Origin of the sequence: Christiangramia marina, from assembly GCF_048285865.1 — a bacterium.
In the GTDB taxonomy this organism is placed as follows: Bacteria; Bacteroidota; Bacteroidia; order Flavobacteriales; family Flavobacteriaceae; genus Christiangramia; species Christiangramia marina.
In genome coordinates this window covers 738864-756243 of sequence record NZ_JBLVTK010000001.1, presented here as the reverse complement: position 1 = coordinate 756243, position 17380 = coordinate 738864, and the positions used below count along the sequence as shown (strand labels likewise).

At 39.4% G+C, this 17380-nt stretch carries 13 protein-coding genes and 1 pseudogene; 8 read left to right on the top strand and 6 right to left on the bottom strand.

The annotated features are described in order from the left end of the window. The 3 genes from ACNKXS_RS03555 to ACNKXS_RS03545 all read left to right on the top strand — a co-directional run. The coding region (locus tag ACNKXS_RS03555) for a glycoside hydrolase family 16 protein (RefSeq protein WP_417919651.1) at positions 1-701 on the top strand (701 nt) is incomplete at its 5' end. 60 nt (positions 702-761) lie between these two features. Beyond that, on the top strand, positions 762-3038 hold the full coding sequence (bglX, locus tag ACNKXS_RS03550) for a beta-glucosidase BglX (protein WP_417919650.1): 2277 nt from the start codon (positions 762-764) through the stop codon (positions 3036-3038). Beyond that, entirely contained in the window at positions 3038-3814 is a 777-nt protein-coding gene (locus ACNKXS_RS03545; protein WP_417919649.1) for a glycoside hydrolase family 16 protein, read from the top strand. Before bglX ends, ACNKXS_RS03545 begins: the two co-directional genes overlap by 1 nt. A gap of 28 nt (positions 3815-3842) precedes the next feature. Here the strand turns inward: ACNKXS_RS03545 and ACNKXS_RS03540 are convergent, their stop codons facing one another. Beyond that, a complete protein-coding gene (locus ACNKXS_RS03540) occupies positions 3843-4292 on the bottom strand; it encodes a nucleoside deaminase (RefSeq protein ID WP_417919648.1) in 450 nt (149 codons plus the stop codon). A 90-nt stretch (positions 4293-4382) separates the two neighbouring features. On the opposite strand from ACNKXS_RS03540, the gene ACNKXS_RS03535 reads away from it, so the two are divergent. The 4 genes from ACNKXS_RS03535 (at position 4383) to ACNKXS_RS03520 (ending at position 9288) form a co-directional block, all read left to right on the top strand. Continuing rightward, complete coding sequence (locus tag ACNKXS_RS03535; RefSeq protein ID WP_417919647.1) at positions 4383-6155, top strand: 1-deoxy-D-xylulose-5-phosphate synthase; 1773 nt, start codon at positions 4383-4385, stop codon at positions 6153-6155. Between the two features lie 34 nt (positions 6156-6189). Then, entirely contained in the window at positions 6190-7182 is a 993-nt protein-coding gene (locus ACNKXS_RS03530; protein WP_417919646.1) for a DUF3078 domain-containing protein, read from the top strand. A gap of 217 nt (positions 7183-7399) precedes the next feature. Then, complete coding sequence (locus ACNKXS_RS03525; protein ID WP_417919645.1) at positions 7400-8764, top strand: hypothetical protein; 1365 nt, start codon at positions 7400-7402, stop codon at positions 8762-8764. A gap of 11 nt (positions 8765-8775) precedes the next feature. Next, positions 8776-9288, top strand: a complete 513-nt coding sequence (locus ACNKXS_RS03520) for a DUF6705 family protein (RefSeq protein WP_417919644.1) — start codon at positions 8776-8778, stop codon at positions 9286-9288. A gap of 121 nt (positions 9289-9409) precedes the next feature. Here the strand turns inward: ACNKXS_RS03520 and ACNKXS_RS03515 are convergent. The 5 genes and pseudogenes from ACNKXS_RS03515 to ACNKXS_RS03495 all read right to left on the bottom strand — a co-directional run bounded on the left by ACNKXS_RS03515 (position 9410) and on the right by ACNKXS_RS03495 (position 16678). Next, a pseudogene (locus ACNKXS_RS03515) lies at positions 9410-10396 on the bottom strand (sensor histidine kinase). A 271-nt stretch (positions 10397-10667) separates the two neighbouring features. Continuing rightward, positions 10668-12014, bottom strand: a complete 1347-nt coding sequence (gene dgt / locus ACNKXS_RS03510; protein WP_417919643.1) for a dGTP triphosphohydrolase — start codon at positions 12012-12014, stop codon at positions 10668-10670. Between the two features lie 91 nt (positions 12015-12105). Next, positions 12106-14565 (bottom strand): ribonucleoside-diphosphate reductase subunit alpha, encoded by a 2460-nt coding sequence (locus ACNKXS_RS03505; RefSeq protein WP_417919642.1) that lies wholly within the window; start codon positions 14563-14565, stop codon positions 12106-12108. 146 nt (positions 14566-14711) lie between these two features. Beyond that, positions 14712-15689, bottom strand: a complete 978-nt coding sequence (locus ACNKXS_RS03500) for a ribonucleotide-diphosphate reductase subunit beta (protein ID WP_141876220.1) — start codon at positions 15687-15689, stop codon at positions 14712-14714. A 416-nt stretch (positions 15690-16105) separates the two neighbouring features. Continuing rightward, positions 16106-16678, bottom strand: a complete 573-nt coding sequence (locus ACNKXS_RS03495; RefSeq protein WP_141876219.1) for a DUF3109 family protein — start codon at positions 16676-16678, stop codon at positions 16106-16108. A gap of 134 nt (positions 16679-16812) precedes the next feature. On the opposite strand from ACNKXS_RS03495, the gene ACNKXS_RS03490 reads away from it, so the two are divergent. Continuing rightward, on the top strand, positions 16813-17380 hold a 568-nt coding region (locus tag ACNKXS_RS03490), incomplete at its 3' end, for a MarC family protein (RefSeq protein WP_417919641.1).

The following is a 17380-nucleotide window of genomic DNA, read 5'->3' as shown; positions in this document are numbered from 1 at the left end:
CATTTGTTTCTCAATTCACTGAAATCTTCTGGAGTGATGAGTTCGATGGGGATGCGCTGGATACCAGTATCTGGAACTACGAAACAGGAAACGGAACTAATGGCTGGGGTAATGGCGAATTACAATATTATACTGAAGATAATGTGTCTGTAGCAGACGGAAGTCTTGTGATCGCAGCTCGAAGAGAAGCTGAGAGTGGATTTGATTTCACTTCTGCAAGAATTACTACTATGGACAAGTTTGAAGTGACTTACGGCCGTGTGGAAGCTCGTGCCAAAATGCCTGAAGGTGGTGGAACATGGCCAGCGATCTGGATGCTTGGAGCCGATTTTGATGTGGTTGGATGGCCTGCTACCGGTGAGATTGACATCATGGAATTCGTAGGTAACAAACCAAATGAAGTTTCTTCAGCATTACATTATCCTGGAAATTCCGGTGGTAACGCACGTTTTGCTGCAACCGATATTCAGAATGCAGCTACAGAGTGGCATACATACGCGGTAGAATGGACAGCAGATGAAATAACTTTTCTGGTAGATAATGAAGTGAACTTCACGTTTACCAATGAATCTTCTCTGCCATTTAACAAGGATTTCTTCCTCATCATGAATGTAGCAATGGGAGGCGCACTTGGCGGAAATATCCCTGCCGAATTTAGCGAAGCTTCCATGGAAGTGGATTACATCAGAGTATATAAATAGTTTGTTTAGCTAACAACTCCCGGGAGCTTTCAGGTTCCGGGATTTATTTTTTAAGAGATTATGAGAAAATTATTCTTAAGTACCCTTTCACTTCTGCTTGGGACCATAGGGCTGCAAGCACAGGAAACAAGTCTCAAAAGTTCAGTAAAGAATGTCGAAGCCAAAGTAGATTCGGTTTTAAACATTATGACCCTGGAAGAGAAAGTAGGACAGATGATCCAGTACAACGGAAGTTGGGATCTTACAGGACCCGCCTCTGAAACTGGTAACAAACAGAAAGAAGATAGGCTTAAAAAAGGTCTGGTTGGGTCCATGCTGAATGTGCTTTCAGTAGAAGCGACCGAAAAAGCACAAAAGCTTAACATGGAAAATTCACGTATCAAGATTCCGATTATTTTTGGATATGATGTGATCCATGGATACAAAACAATTTTTCCGGTGCCGCTGGCTGAAACTGCGAGTTGGGACATGGAAGCGGCGGAGGAGTCGGCTCGAATTGCCGCTTTAGAATCTGTAGCAGAAGGTGTAAACTGGACGTTTTCTCCAATGATTGATGTTTCGCGCGATGCTCGCTGGGGACGAATCATGGAAGGTTCCGGGGAAGATCCTTATTTAACTTCCCAGGTTGCAGTTGCCAAAGTTAATGGATACCAGGGAGATGACCTCGCAAATCCTACTACGATCGCAGCAACCGCCAAGCATTTTGCCGGATATGGTTTTGCTGAAGGTGGAAAAGATTATAACACCGTAAATATTGGTAAGAACGAACTTCATAACGTCATTCTGCCACCGTTTAAAGCTGCGGCAGATGCCGGAGCGGCAACTTTTATGAATGCCTTCAACACGATCGACGGTATTCCTGCGACTGGCAGTGAAAGCCTTCAGCGGGAGTTGTTAAAAACGGAATGGGACTGGGATGGTTTTATAGTATCAGACTGGGGTTCTATTTCAGAAATGATACCTCATGGATTTGCCCGTGATAAAGTTCATGCTGCAGAAATTGCTGTAAAAGCAGGAAGCGATATGGATATGGAAGGCGGAGCTTACCAGGCCGGACTCGAGCAATTGGTTGCTGAAGGAAAAGTTGATGAAGAGCTTATTAATGATGCCGTTCGCAGAATCCTGAGAGTGAAATTTATGATGGGTCTTTTCGAGGATCCTTATCGCTATATCAATGCCGAAGTAAAAAAGGAAGTGCCTTACGAGCAGCATCTGGAAACAGCACGTGATATTGCCAGAAAATCGATTGTTCTTCTGAAGAATGAAAAGGATCTTTTACCAATGTCAGCTTCCGCAGGAAAGATCGCGGTGATTGGTCCGCTTGCTAATGACAAGGACACACCAATTGGAAACTGGAGAGCTCAGGGTGAATCGAACTCTGCAGTATCTGTAGTAGAAGGTTTAAAAAATCAATTACCAGACTCTGATATTGTTTATTCTGAAGGAGTAAAGTTAGGGATGGGAGAACGTAGCTTTTTAATGCCGCTTAAGATTAATAAAACCGATACTACAGGAATGGGTGAGGCAGTTAAAAATGCCAGAGATGCTGAAGTTGTGGTTATGGTGCTTGGTGAAGATGCATTTCAATCTGGGGAAGGTAGAAGTCAGGCAAATATTGGTTTCGCCGGACTGCAACTGGAGCTACTGAAGAAAGTTTACGCTGTAAATAAGAATATCGTTCTGGTACTTATAAACGGAAGACCAATGGAATTAAGCTGGTCTGCTGAAAATATCCCTGCTATCGTTGAAGCCTGGCAGCTTGGTTCTGAAAGTGGAAATGCGATCGCAGATGTACTTCTTGGAAAGTATAATCCTTCCGGGAAATTACCGGTTTCTTTTCCGAGAGCTGTGGGACAGGAACCCTTGTATTATAACTATAAAAACACAGGAAGACCATACAGCGAACAGCATGTAACCTACTCGCATTATACAGATATCGAAAACGGACCTTTATTTCCATTCGGTTACGGGCTTAGTTACACAGCTTTCGAATACGCTAAGCCAACTTTGAGCTCAGCTACACTAACTTCAGGTGAAACTGCGACCTTGAGTGTTGCAGTTACAAATTCTGGTGATACCAAAGGGAAAGAAGTTGTGCAATTATATGTACGTGATATGGTGGCAAGTACGAGCAGACCTGTAAAGGAATTGAAAGGTTTTGAGATGATCGAACTGGAAGCGGGTGAAACTAAAACTATAGACTTTGAAATTTCAGAAGAGATGCTTCAGTTTTATACCGCTCAGGAAAAGTGGGAAGCAGAAGAAGGAGAGTTCAGATTAATGGTTGGAACCAATTCAGAAGAATTACAGACAGTGACACTTAATTTTCAGAAATAATGAGAGGACCCTACTCCTTTTTAACCCTGTGCCTGGTCCTGGTTTCTACAGCCTGTGCACAGGAAAAAATAATTTTCGAAGAAGACTTCAACGCAGATACTCTAAATATGGAGGTTTGGAATTATGAAGAAGGGAACGGTTGTCCTGATCTTTGTGGTTGGGGGAACAACGAAAAGCAAATCTATAACCGCAATTATGTTGCCCTGGAAGATGGTAAACTGGTGATCACTGCAGAAAAAAAAGGTGATACCTACTACTCCGGAAAGATCAATTCCAAGGATAATGTGGAATTTACTTACGGTGTGATTGAAGTAAAAGCAAAACTTGCTACGGGCAAAGGTCTCTGGCCAGCTATCTGGATGTTGGGTGCAGACATTAGTGAGGTTGGATGGCCTGCCAGTGGTGAGATCGATATTCTGGAATATATTGGCAGAGAGCCGGGAATCGTTTTTACTTCCCTGCATACTCCGGCAAGTCACGGGAACACGATCAATACTAAGAAAACGAAAATTGCAGATATCGAAGAAGGTTATCACACTTACAAAGCAGTGTGGACGCCAGATTATATCGAATTTTTTGTAGACGGTGATCAGCTATATCGCTTTACTCCGGAAAACTACAATGAGGAAGAGTATCCTTTTAAAAAGGATTTCTATTTCCTTATCAATATGGCCGTTGGAGGAAATCTTGGTGGTGCGGAAATAGATGAGTCGGCATTACCAGACAAATTCTATGTAGATCATATCAAGGTAACTGAACTGCCTGAAAAATATTAAAGTAAAAAGCCCCGTATCGGGGCTTTTTTTAATTCAGATTTCTTTTTTCTATAAAAAAACGCTTCAGTAAGGTAGAAGCCTCTTCTTCAAGGATTCCCGATGTCACTTTAGTCTTTGGGTGAAGCTGGACTCCATTTTTTCTATAACCTCTGTTACTATCTTCAGCAGCAAAAACGATCTTTGAAATCTGACTCCAATATAGAGCACCGGCACACATCTGGCAGGGTTCCAGGGTGATATACATGGTACAATCCTTAAGATACTTACCGCCCAGAAAGCTTGCTGCAGCGGTGATAGCCTGCATTTCGGCATGAGCAGTTACATCGTTCAGCGTTTCTGTAAGATTGTGTCCTCTTGCAATGATCCTGTCGTTGATGACCACGACCACTCCTACGGGAATTTCCCCTTTTTCGTAAGCAGTTTCCGCTTCTTCCAGCGCTTTCCGCATAAAATAAGTGTCATCGTATGGATTGATCATTTCCGGGTTTTTGTGCAAGATATCAATTTTGAAAATTCCGTTTTCGTTTCAGGTTTATAATTCAGTTTGCATGATGTAACTTTGTTGCAAATGACCAGAAAACTATTAGATACCATTAATTTTCCGCAGGATCTGCGAAAGCTTCCCGAAGCCGGACTGCAGGATCTAGCCAGGGAACTTAGAGAATTTATCATTGAAATCGTAGCAACCAAGGAAGGTCATCTTGGGGCAAGTCTGGGTGTTGTAGAACTTACCATCGCATTACACTATATTTTTAATACACCTGAAGATCTTCTGGTCTGGGATGTTGGTCACCAGGCTTATGGCCATAAAATATTAACTGGAAGAAAAAATACGTTTCATACCAACCGACAGCTAGACGGAATTAGCGGATTCCCGAAAAGAGCTGAAAGTGAATTCGATACATTTGGAGTAGGACATTCTTCTACTTCCATTTCAGCAGCGCTCGGGATGGCAATCGCTTCCCGACTTAAAGGCAATTATCAAAAACAACATATTGCGGTGATAGGAGATGCTTCCATCGCCAGCGGAATGGCCTTCGAAGGTCTAAATCATGCCGGAGTAACCAAAGCGAACTTGCTGGTTATTCTGAATGATAACGCGATTGGTATCGATCCCAGCGTTGGGGCCTTAAAAGAATATCTAACCAAAGCAAGAGTTGGACATAAACCTGCCAGCGATAATATCATTGAAGCGCTCAATTTCCAATATTTTGGACCTGTAGACGGTCATGATCTGCCTGGATTACTGAAGGTTCTACACGAGATGAAAGAAATCAGCGGACCCAAATTTCTACATGTTATTACCAAAAAAGGGAAGGGTTTAAAGAAAGCTGAAGAAGACCAGGTAAAATATCATGCTCCCGGGAAGTTTGAACCTGCAACTGGCGAATTGCTCAAGTATGAAACCGAAGGTTTACCCATAAAGTTTCAGGATGTATTTGGTCTTACACTGGTGGAGCTGGCCAGAAAGAACGAAAGAATTATTGGGATTACCCCAGCGATGCCTACGGGTAGTTCGCTAAAATATATGATGGAGGCATTTCCAGACAGGGCATTTGATGTAGGTATTGCAGAGCAGCATGCTGTGACTTTATCTGCGGGACTGGCCACCCAGGGATTTACTGTTTTCTGTGCTATTTATTCTACTTTCCTTCAGCGTGCATACGATCAGTTAATTCACGATGTTGCCATACAAAAACTACCGGTGATATTCTGCCTGGATCGTGCTGGTTTGGTAGGTGAAGATGGAGCTACGCATCACGGTGTTTTTGATATTGCCTATTGCCGACTTATTCCAGATCTTATGATTGCAGCTCCTAGAAATGAAACCGAGCTTAGAAACCTTCTCTACACGGCTCAGCTTGGATTAGACAAACCATTGGTTATTCGTTACCCTCGCGGAAGAGGTTCACAGGTTGAATGGAAAACACCCTTTGAAAAGACTGTTATTGGTAAAGCTGAGTGCCTTCAGCAAGGAACTGATATTGCCGTTCTAACGATTGGGAATATGGCTGGAAACGCTTCCGAAGCAATTGAAAATTATCAAGGCTTAGTGAGTATTGCGCATTATGATATGAAATTTGTCAAACCGCTCGATAGAAATCTGCTAAAAGAGATCTTCGATAAATTTGATAAAATCATCACTATTGAAGATGGCGTAATTTCCGGAGGTTTTGGAAGCGCGATTCTGGAGCTAGCCATGCAACTTGATTATAGAGGTAAAATTGAGATTATGGGTATACCCGATAATTTTATAGAACACGGAAATATCGATGAATTACAAGAAATCGCCGGAATTAACGTTGAAGGAATACGGCAAAAGCTGGAAACTTTGAACTGATTTTATATTTTTGCGATTCTGTAATTCCTACCTGATGAAATTTTACCTATTAAGCTTCCTTTTTATATTTACTTCATTCTATAGTTCAGCTGCTCATATTAAACACGTTAGAGTGAATGATACTACAGCAACGGCAGCGAAGGATACCACGGCATCAGACTCTATGTTGATTTACTGGACCGAGAAGAACACCTTCGGAATGAATCTAAGTGAAGTGGCTTTTGTAAACTGGAATGCTGGGGGAAACAACTCAATTTCGGCTTTATTATATGCCGGTTTTGAACGTGATTTCGAAAAAGATTATACCATCTGGAAAAATTCGGCGAGGCTTAGGTATGGAATCAATGCGCAGGAGGGTAGAGAAATTAGAAAGACGGAAGATGAATTAAGATTGAGTTCCTCATTTGGTTTTAGAACCGACAGTACTTCGAACTGGTATTATTCAGGTAAATTTAGTTTCAACACGCAATTTACCAACGGTTATAAATATCCCGATACCGAAGTTCCAATTTCGAAATTAATGGCTCCTGGCTATACCTTTCTTGGGGGAGGAACAGAATTTTCGCATCCTGTAGAAGATCTTACTATCTACCTTTCTCCTATTACCGTGAAATCAACTTTCGTACTGGATCAGAGACTTGCCAATGAAGGGATGTTTGGTGTGGAGCCTGCAGTGACCGATGAACTTGGGAATATTATTAAGGAAGGTGAGATGCTTAGAACAGAATTCGGTTTTCTATTTACCAGTGAATATAACAAGGAAGTTTTTGAAAATATTGATTTGAGTAATCAGCTAAGTCTGTATTCAGATTATCTCAACAACTTCGGAAATGTGGATGTAGACTGGCAACTGGCAGTAAATATGAAGGTGAATGATTTCGTTAAAGCCAATGTTGGAACCCATATTCGTTATGATGATGATGTAAAGTTCAAGGAAGATACCAATGGCGATGGTAAACTCGAAACTTCCGGCGCCAGGATTCAGCTAAAGCAAATGCTTGGTGTTGGGGTGGTTTATGAGTTTTGATAGAAATTAATAAAAATGGATATTTTAATTTAATTATATGCGTAAATGACAACAAAAATACATTCTCATATATAATATTTCACTAAAATAACAATCTTTAAAAAAATTACTGTAGTATTGCTCTTGCAAATACTTTTTTGACAATTTTTTGTGAACCCTACCTAAGAAGTAAATTATTCATATTTAAACCAAATCATATGAAAAGAGTTTACTTGTATTGTTTTATGTTTCTCGCATTTATGTCCTGCCAGAAAGAGTCCTTGGAAAATACCCCCCCCCTCCAGAATCTTTAAGTAATACAAACGGGGAAGCAATACTAAAAGAATTAGAATTTCAAGAACTTCCCAAGGAATTTCACTCCTTATTTGGTGATAAAAATCAGCTGCTTGGGCTGGGGAAATCTTCAGTAAAATTTGGGCTTTTAGATAATAATACACCTATCAAAGAAGTTATTAGTCCATTAGGCAAATCAACCTTTACCATTGTTTTAAAGACAGAAGTAAAATCTAATTCTATTAATCCCTATTATTTCGATAATTTGATTATATCTGGTAGCGGTCAGGATAGGGTTCAATACATTGCACGCTATCAACCATCTATAACGTGGCTTAACTCCACTACCCGGGATTTTAGTACGTATTCTGGAAAAATTACATTTTACGATTTGGATGGTTCAATGATAAACTCCATAGAGCTAGAAGCCAATGTCACGAAATTAAATGTACACCTAAATAAAGTTCAGTGTCATTTGGAGATAAAATCAACTAAGATAATATGCGCTCATGTAATTGATGATGATGGTCGTCCTATGGGCGAACCAAATTGTTTAACCACTCTTGTTTATGGTTTTAAATGTACAATTGGTGGAGGTCCAACGGGAGGAGGTGAAGAACCTACGGAACCACGACAGGTAGATGGAAGTTGGTCGCCACCAACTTTACCGACAGAAATTCTTGATCCATGTGGGCAAATGCAACAACTGGCCTCGAATAGTAGTTTTAAAACTAAAATGACCGAACTTAAAAATAAGGTAAATGATAATTTTGAAAGTGGCTATTTAATACAAAAAGACGGGGATTTATTTTCTTATGTAGATATATCTGGCGATGCGAATACTGCGGAAATTGCCCCACCTACGAATGTGAACAATATTTTTGGATTTATTCATAACCATTATGAAGGTTCAGGAGTACTTTCAACCTTTTCAGGTTCGGATGTTAGGACCATATATCAACTCTATTTAAATAGCCAAGTAGATGATTTAAAAACATTTACCGCCGGAGTGACAACCTATTTTGGCACTAGTTATACCATGAAAATTAATGATACCTCAACATTTTTAAATTTCGGAAGTCAAACCCTAAATAATCAAAATGATTTTGATGCATTTGAGCTATTGTATCAAGCCTGGTATAATAGTTACATTAATGATTCAGGTGAGGTAACCGCTCGAGAAAAGGCGTTATTAAAAATACTCGAAAATTCTGGGATATCCCTTTTTAAAGCAAATTCCACTTTTTCATCATGGAGTGAATTAAAATTTGATACGAATAACAATATTATAAATACAAACTGTAATTAAAAACAGCTAAAATGAAAAAAATAATCTTATTAATTGTGCTAAGTGTTATTTCCTTAAATATAGAAGCGCAGGAAGTAATTACTATGCAGAAGGGACAGAGTCTAGGTGAAATTAAAAAAGGAGCTTATTATAAATTTCCCACAGATAAATACCAACCTTTTCTAGGCAAATGGGAGAGTCAAAATGAAAAATATATTTTGAATTTAGAAATGAAGAAACTTTTCCAAAAAGGACCAGATATTTATACAGACCGTATGGTAGGGAAACTTTGTTCTACAGTATTCACTTGTGAAGATAATTTTTGGGAACTCAAAGCTTCTGAGGTATCAAGCAGGGATCCAAATATTTCAATTTTCTTAATTTTTGATTCTAATGGGAATAGCACAGGAATGTTAATTTTTGAACTTTCTGAAGATGGGAATAGTGCTAAATGGCAAGTAAAAAAGAAAGAGGGTGTAAAATTGAAACCTGATTATTTGGATCCAGATCTTCCGGAAAATCTTTCGATGAAAAAACTTGAATAATAATAAAGGCCAGAACTAAAAATTCTGGCCTTTATTATTATTCCAATAGTAGCAAGCTGGGAATTTCCGGCGCCAGGATTCAGCTAAAGCAAATGCTTGGTGTGGGAGTGGTTTAAGAGTTTTAAACCAGGTTCAGTTTTGTACGAGTTTTTCCAGGCTTATTCGAATTACTGGAAATCCTGATCTTAAATTCTGTTCCTTTATCTTTCTCACTTGTTAGTTCAACAGCACCGCCGTGCGCTTCAGCAACCATTTTAACCAGTGTGAGTCCTATGCCTCAGCTTTTGAGCTTAGGCTTTTTAGTTTGCTTTCCGTATTGCAGAAAATCGAATATCGCCTTTTGTTTTTCCTGCGCAATAGGATTTCCATAGTTATGTACAGAAAGCAGCAATTGATCGTCCCCATCCTTCTCGATTTTCATGGTTATTGGGGTATTATTATCACCATATTTGATCGCGTTGGTAATTAGATTTTCTAACATTCTGCGTACAGCTACAGCGTCATAAATACCATAAAGATCCTTGTCCGGACATTCTAAAATGATCTCTTCAGTATAGATCTCTGAAGCTTCCTGGTAAATGGTTTCTATATCGCTATACAGATCTATTTCAGCATAAGTAAGCATCATCCCTTCACCAGCCTTTACAGTAATACTATCCAGTAATCCTTCCAGCATTTCAAGAGCTTTATTCACACTATGCATGGTCATTTTCTTGACCCTAATACTTCGATCCTGATCTATATCCTCTGTATTGAGCATTTCGATTCCCAATCTCGCGGCAGAGAGGGGATTCCTAATATCGTGTGCAAGAGTAGCAACTAATTTGCTTTGCATCTCTTGGATTGACTTTGTGTAGGCCTCCAGGCTTTTCATCATAGATTTATCAACACAGCACTTTAAAATATTATAGGTATTATGATCTTTGACGCCATTTATATTGAGCACCCTGAGAATCACGTTGTGGAAGATGATATATTCGTGAAGGATCTCATCTGCAGAAAAGCTTCCAGAACTGGCACGATGCCTGCCATGATCTATACTATTGCTTTCGATTAATGCAATTTTAGGATCCTCAAGATTCCAGTCAATTATATCGTATTCTTCCATGATTCCAATAATATCATTCAGGATGTTTGGAACGTGATCCCGAAGTGCGATCCTATTGGCCGAAGTTGATGATTTTACAAGTTCGAACACCTGTCGCTCCCAATCTTCGATGATAAGCTGAGAATTGTTCTTTAAAATTTGAGTAACCTTTTTCATAACACTAACTATGTAAGTATCTGAAACTTAAATATTGAAGAACCAGAAGCTTAAGTCGTGAAATTACTTTAGACTGAAAAGAATAAATAATACTAAACGTTAATTTTTTAACGTTTTAAGCATCTAAACCTTGAAATCTTTTAAATGAGGCTACGGTAAGACCGTCGGTTAGCGAAGCGATGTATGAACAGATAGCGATCAATTTATCATAAATCGAATCTTCTTCATTCAAATAACTTAACTGTGGAACAGATTTTTTGACCAGCTTCGTGAAGTTGGAATCTAAATTTTCAGTATCGGCAAGGAAAGCCTGAGTATAAATATCCAGCAAATAAGAAAGCATTTTAAAGCCGGCAATTTCCTTCCCGATCACCTCTTCGCTTTGATAGATTTTTTCCACACTTATCTTAATAATATCCCGAATTTGAGCTTCGTACTTGCTTTTATCGAATAAAGCTTCATGAAAATCACCTTCCAGAATGGCATCTTCATTCTTTAAAAAGATCTCTGCGGCTTCTGTGATTAATGTATTGATAGCTAAAGCACGCAAATACGCCAGCCTGTCTGAAGTAGTTTGAAGTTCATGATATTTGGAAGTATTGATACTATCCTTTACGAGTTTGATAAGGTATTCCAAAGCATAATCTTCATCGATAAGTCCAAGATTAATTCCGTCTTCAAAATCAATGATCGTATAACAAATATCATCTGCTGCCTCAACCAGAAAGGCCAGAGGATGCCGGGCATATCCAATGTGTTTGCCTTCGCGCGTGATTTTCAATCCCAGTTCTTCAGCTATATCCTCAAAAGTTTCTTTTTCACTCTGGAAAAATCCAAACTTTTTATCTTCGATCTTGGAACTTGGTTTATGCGGAAGGGATTCCTTGGGATATTTCGTGAATGCTCCTAAAGTAGCGTAGGACAATCGCAGGCCACCGCTAATTCCTGGTCTGTTTTCTGTAAGTATTCTGAAACCATTGGCATTTCCTTCAAATTTCACCAGATCCTGATATTCAGCTTCTGAAAGAGATTCTTTAAACCTTTTACCATTTCCATGGCTGAAGTATTCTCCAATTGCTTTCTCTCCGGAATGTCCAAAAGGTGGGTTTCCAATATCATGAGCAAGAGCTGCCGCTGCGACAATAGCCCCAAAATCATTCATCTGGTAACCTGAAGAATCCCTCAGATGTGGATGTTTCTGTAGTAATTTCTGACCCGTTAATCTTCCCAGCGACCTTCCAACAACTGAAACTTCGAGGCTGTGCGTTAGCCTGGTGTGCACAAAATCTGTCTTGGAAAGTGGAATTACCTGTGTTTTGTCCTGCAGGCTTCTAAAAGCTGAAGAAAATATGATACGATCATAATCCACTTCAAAACCTAAACGTGTTTCATTCTGCTCAATGCGCAGTCGTTTGTTTTTGTCTCCGAAACGTTTAAGTGATAAGAGTTGATCCCAGGTCATGATTTTCCATTTGTTGTGGTCCAAAAATATAAAAAAGGGAAGCAATAACTGCCTCCCTTCCCTCATTCAAATTTGAATTAGCCAAAATTCTTTAAGATCCGCACATCAGGCAGTCGTCACCTTCAGCTTCTCTGGATTGTGCAATGAGTGCTTTGAGTTCTTCTGGAGACAGCGCTCCTTCAGCTTCAGTTTTTTCTGAAACTACAGGCTGTGTGTTTTCCTGAAGTTTTTCAGCAGCTCGCATAGGAGCTTCCGAAGTAACCGCAACGGGTTCCTGCTTTTTCTCTTTCTCAAGCGTAAATTTGATAGCATCTACCGCCGATTTCGTTCTCAGGTAATACATTCCTGTTTTAAGTCCGCTTTTCCAGGCGTAGAAATGCATAGAAGTCAGCTTGCTGTAATTTGCATTTTCCATGAATAGATTCAGCGATTGAGACTGATCAATAAAATAACCTCGATGCCTTGACATATCAATAATGTCCTTCATGCTCATTTCCCAGACCGTTTTATAAAGTTCTTTAAGGTCCTGCGGAATCACATCGATATCCTGAACAGAACCGTTGTTTCTCATGATAGCATTTTTCACATCTTCTGTCCAAAGATCTCTGGAAACAAGGTCCTCCAGTAAATGCTTGTTCACCACGATAAACTCTCCGGAAAGTACTCTTCTTGTATAAATATTGGAGGTATAAGGTTCAAAAGCTTCGTTATTTCCTAAGATTTGGGAAGTAGAAGCGGTTGGCATAGGCGCCAGTAATAAGGAGTTACGAACCCCATTTTCTTCGATCTGCTTTCTAAGTTTACCCCAATCCCAGCGACCACTTAGTTCTTCATCTTTAATTCCCCACATATTAAACTGGAATTCTCCCTGGCTAATCGGCGAACCTTCGTAGGTAGAGTATGGACCTTCTACTTTCGCGAGTTCCATGGAAGCCGTAACCGCAGCGAAATACAGAGTTTCAAAGATCTCCTGGTTCAGTTTTTTAGCTTCATCGCTTGTAAAAGGCAATCGTAGTTTAATAAAAGCATCAGCAAGTCCCTGTACTCCAAGACCAACCGGGCGATGACGCATATTCGAATTTTCAGCTTCCTTAACCGGGTAGTAATTCCTGTCGATCACCTTATTCAGGTTCTTAATTACTCTTTTCGTTATCCTGAAAAGTTCCCTGTGATCAAATTCATTGTTCTTAACGAACATCGGCAAGGCGATAGATGCAAGGTTGCATACAGCTACTTCATCCTTGCTGGTATATTCGATTATTTCTGTACAAAGATTGGAAGAACGAATGGTTCCTAAGTTCTTTTGATTAGACTTTCTGTTAGCTGCATCCTTATAGAGCATGTACGGAGTTCCAGTTTCTATTTGAGACTCCATGATCTTTTCCCAGACTTCGCGTGCTTTAATAGTTCTGCGACCTTTTCCTTCAGCTTCATATTTTTCGTAAAGCGCTTCAAAATTATCTCCGTAAGTATCAAAAAGACCGGGACATTCATGCGGACACATAAGCGTCCAGCTGCCATTTTCCTGTACCCTTTTCATAAAAAGATCTGGGATCCACATGGCATAAAAAAGATCACGAGCACGCATCTCTTCTTTTCCGTGGTTCTTTTTAAGATCCAGGAAATCAAAGATATCAGCATGCCATGGTTCCACATACATCGCAAAAGATCCTTTTCTTTTTCCGCCTCCCTGATCCACGTATCTGGCGGTATCATTAAATACTCTTAGCATAGGAACAATTCCATTGGAAGTACCATTGGTTCCTGAGATATAAGAACCTGTGGCTCTCACATTGTGGATTGATAGGCCTATACCTCCAGCCGATTGTGAGATCTTCGCCGTCTGTTTAAGCGTGTCGTAAATTCCATCAATGCTGTCGTCTATCATGATAAGTAGAAAACAGGAAGACATTTGAGGTTTTGGAGTTCCGGAATTAAAAAGTGTCGGGGTAGCATGGGTAAAGAACTTTTTGGACATAAGTTCATAGGTTTCAATGGCGCTATCAAGATCATCAGGATGAATTCCAATTGAAACACGCATCAACATATGCTGAGGTCTTTCCACGATCTTGCCATCCAGTTTTAAAAGATAGGATCTTTCTAAAGTTTTAAAGCCAAAATAATCGTAATTGAAATCCCGGTTGTAAATAATGGTGGAATCTAGTTTCTCTTTATTCTCCTGGATCACCTCATATACTTCTTCTGAAAGTAAGGCTGCCTTTTCATTGGTACGCGGATTCACATACTCATAAAGATCTGTCATTACTTCAGAAAAACTCTTTTTCGTATTCTTGTGAAGATTTGAAACCGAGATCCTGGCAGCGAGTTTCGCATAATCTGGATGAGAAGTGGTCATGGTAGCGGCGATTTCAGCAGCGAGATTATCGAGTTCACTGGTAGAAACATTATCGTACAAACCTTCGATCACACGCATAGCAACTTTAACAGGATCTACAAGTTCATTTAGGCCATAGCAAAGTTTCTTAACCCTGGCGGTGATCTTATCGAACATTACAGGTTCTTTATGGCCGTCTCTTTTTACAACATACATAAGCTGGAATTGTTTTTTGGGAGCTTAAGTCTGAACATAGGCATCCCTGCCCGGTTTTGTAACCGGATTAATAATTTTAGATTTTAAATGGTATTCTTAGAAAAGCTCAACAAGCGCTGCATTGGGGGGCGCAGCGCAGTTGGACTTTAGAAATCGGCATCAAAGCTGATTTCATCTGATTCTTTATCCTTATTCATCACTCCTGCCTTCTGATATTCGCTCACTCTTTTCTCGAAAAAGTTCGTTTTTCCCTGCAGGTTAATCATGTCCATAAAATCGAATGGATTCGTAACATTAAATTCTTTCTCACATTCCAGTTCTACCAGAAGACGGTCTGTTACGAATTCAAGATATTGGGTCATTAATTTCGCATTCATCCCGATCAGGCTTACGGGCAGCGATTCAGTGACAAATTCACGTTCAATGTTAAGAGCATCAATGATGATCTTGCGTATTTTTTCCTTCGGAACCTTATTTACAAGGTGGTTGTTATGAAGATGTACCGCAAAATCACAATGCATTCCTTCATCCCTGGAGATCAATTCGTTGGAGAACGTAAGTCCAGGCATGAGTCCGCGTTTCTTTAACCAGAATATAGAGCAGAAGGCTCCGCTAAAAAAAATACCTTCTACCGCAGCAAAAGCGATCAGTCTCTCAGCAAACGAATCTGATTCGATCCAGTTTAGTGCCCAGTCTGCCTTTTTCTTGATAGCCGGGAAGACTTCGATAGCTGTAAAAAGCTGATTCTTTTCCTTTTCATCTTTAACGTAGGTATCAATTAAAAGCGAATAGGTTTCAGAATGAATGTTTTCCATCATGATCTGGAAACCGTAGAAAAACTTGGCTTCAGAGTATTGTACTTCATTCACGAAATTTTCAGCAAGGTTTTCATTTACAATACCATCTGAAGCAGCGAAAAATGCGAGGATATGTTTTATAAAGTAACGCTCATCGGCGTTCAATTTATTGGACCAGTCGGTTAAATCCTGGTGAAGATCAATTTCTTCCGCAGTCCAGAAGCAAGCTTCCATTTTTTTATACCAGTCCCAAATATCATTATGTTTGATCGGAAAGATCACAAATCGATCTTTGTTTTCCTGTAAAATTGGTTCTATTTGAGACATAAATGGGAGGTTTTAAGTATATCGGTGATTTTTGTTCTTTCGTTCTCTAACAAAGATTTAAAAATCAGCCATATAAAAGGGGAAATAGGGTGGAACCTTTTCAACAAAGTTTTCAACAGTGAAAAGTGCTATTATTCTTAGATAATTGTTAAAATAACGAACTAAAACATTGGTATACAGAAAAATATAATGTGTTAATGGTTATTTAAGAAAACCATCAGTATAGAGCGTTTTTGGGGGCTTTGTTTAATGGTTTTGATCTGTAGAAAATGGTTGTAAATTCATCTTATTCAAGGTAAGAACAAGTCCTCAAGATCAATTTTTGAAAAAGATTGGGCGTAAAAGATTAAACAAAATAGAGAATTGTTAACAGCATAGATAAATTTCAGAAACGCTAAAAAGGGGAATCCGGTGATCTATTTTTTCTGAATCTCGTCTGCGATAACAGTTAATTCCTGATACCATTCTTCGCCAAATTTTCTAACCAGCGCTTCTTTTACAAACTTGTAAATGGGCACCTGTAGTTCTGCTCCGAGACTGCAGGCATCATCACAAATCTCCCAGCGATGATAGTTCACTGCAGAAAATGATGTGTATTCCTGGATTCTAACCGGGTATAAATGGCAGCTTACAGGTTTTTTCCAGTCGATATCGCCCTGGTTGTAAGCTTCTTCGATTCCGCAAAGAGCTGTGCCCTTTTCATCAAAGGTCACGTAAGCGCAATCTGCATCATTGATTAGCGGAGTTTCAATTTCACCATTTTCACGGGTGATATAAACACCCTGGCGTTCGATAGCTTCTATACCTTCAGGACGAAGATATTGCTTCACTTTGGGATAGATCCTTTCCATGATCTCACGTTCTTCTGGCTCTACCGGAGCACCGGCCTCACCATCTATACAGCATGCGCCTTTGCACGCAGATAGATTACACAAAAAATCATTCTTGATGATCTCTTCAGAAACTAAAGTCTTACCTAATTGAAACATGCTGCAAAGATAATTCTATCCTTTTACAGACCTAAAAAAAAGCCTTCCAAAATTTATAGAAAATTAATAATCTCATCGATTGTCAATTAGAAATCTTGAATTACTTTTGCCGCTTATTTTTAAAGATTTAGGTTATGTTTAAAGTATTGGACCTCAAGCAAATATTCACCGCTGGGATGATTCTTTTTGCGGTAATAGATATCGTAGGAAGTATTCCTATCATTATAGATCTGCGCAAAAAAGTAGGTCACATACAGAGTGAAAAAGCATCGATCGTTGCCGGTTGTCTTATGGTAATCTTTCTCTTCCTGGGTAAAGAGATCCTGAATTTGATTGGAATTGATGTAAACTCATTTGCTGTTGCCGGTTCGTTTATCTTATTTTTCCTGGCTTTGGAAATGATCCTGGGAATTAGTCTATATAAAGATGATGCTCCGGAATCTGCATCTATAGTGCCATTGGCCTTCCCGTTAGTTGCGGGAGCTGGTACGATGACTACTTTGGTCTCTTTGCAGGCAGAATATGAAACAATAAATATCATTGTCGCTATCATATTCAATATTATATTTGTATACCTGGTTCTTAAATCTTCCGGACGTATAGAGAAGATTCTTGGATCTCAGGGTATTAATGTAATTAGAAAAGTCTTTGGTGTGATCTTACTTGCTATCGCCGTGAAGCTTTTCGCCGCAAATATTCAGA

What these genes read in the sequence shown, in the direction of transcription:
- bglX (WP_417919650.1), top strand. Translation starts at nt 762, where the DNA reads ATGAGAAAATTATTCTTAAGTACCCTTTCACTTCTGCTTGGGACCATA.
- ACNKXS_RS03545 (WP_417919649.1), top strand. Translation starts at nt 3,038, where the DNA reads ATGAGAGGACCCTACTCCTTTTTAACCCTGTGCCTGGTCCTGGTTTCT.
- ACNKXS_RS03540 (WP_417919648.1), bottom strand. Translation starts at nt 4,292, where the DNA reads ATGATCAATCCATACGATGACACTTATTTTATGCGGAAAGCGCTGGAA.
- ACNKXS_RS03535 (WP_417919647.1), top strand. Translation starts at nt 4,383, where the DNA reads ATGACCAGAAAACTATTAGATACCATTAATTTTCCGCAGGATCTGCGA.
- ACNKXS_RS03530 (WP_417919646.1), top strand. Translation starts at nt 6,190, where the DNA reads ATGAAATTTTACCTATTAAGCTTCCTTTTTATATTTACTTCATTCTAT.
- ACNKXS_RS03520 (WP_417919644.1), top strand. Translation starts at nt 8,776, where the DNA reads ATGAAAAAAATAATCTTATTAATTGTGCTAAGTGTTATTTCCTTAAAT.
- dgt (WP_417919643.1), bottom strand. Translation starts at nt 12,014, where the DNA reads ATGACCTGGGATCAACTCTTATCACTTAAACGTTTCGGAGACAAAAAC.
- ACNKXS_RS03505 (WP_417919642.1), bottom strand. Translation starts at nt 14,565, where the DNA reads ATGTATGTTGTAAAAAGAGACGGCCATAAAGAACCTGTAATGTTCGAT.
- ACNKXS_RS03500 (WP_141876220.1), bottom strand. Translation starts at nt 15,689, where the DNA reads ATGTCTCAAATAGAACCAATTTTACAGGAAAACAAAGATCGATTTGTG.
- ACNKXS_RS03495 (WP_141876219.1), bottom strand. Translation starts at nt 16,678, where the DNA reads ATGTTTCAATTAGGTAAGACTTTAGTTTCTGAAGAGATCATCAAGAAT.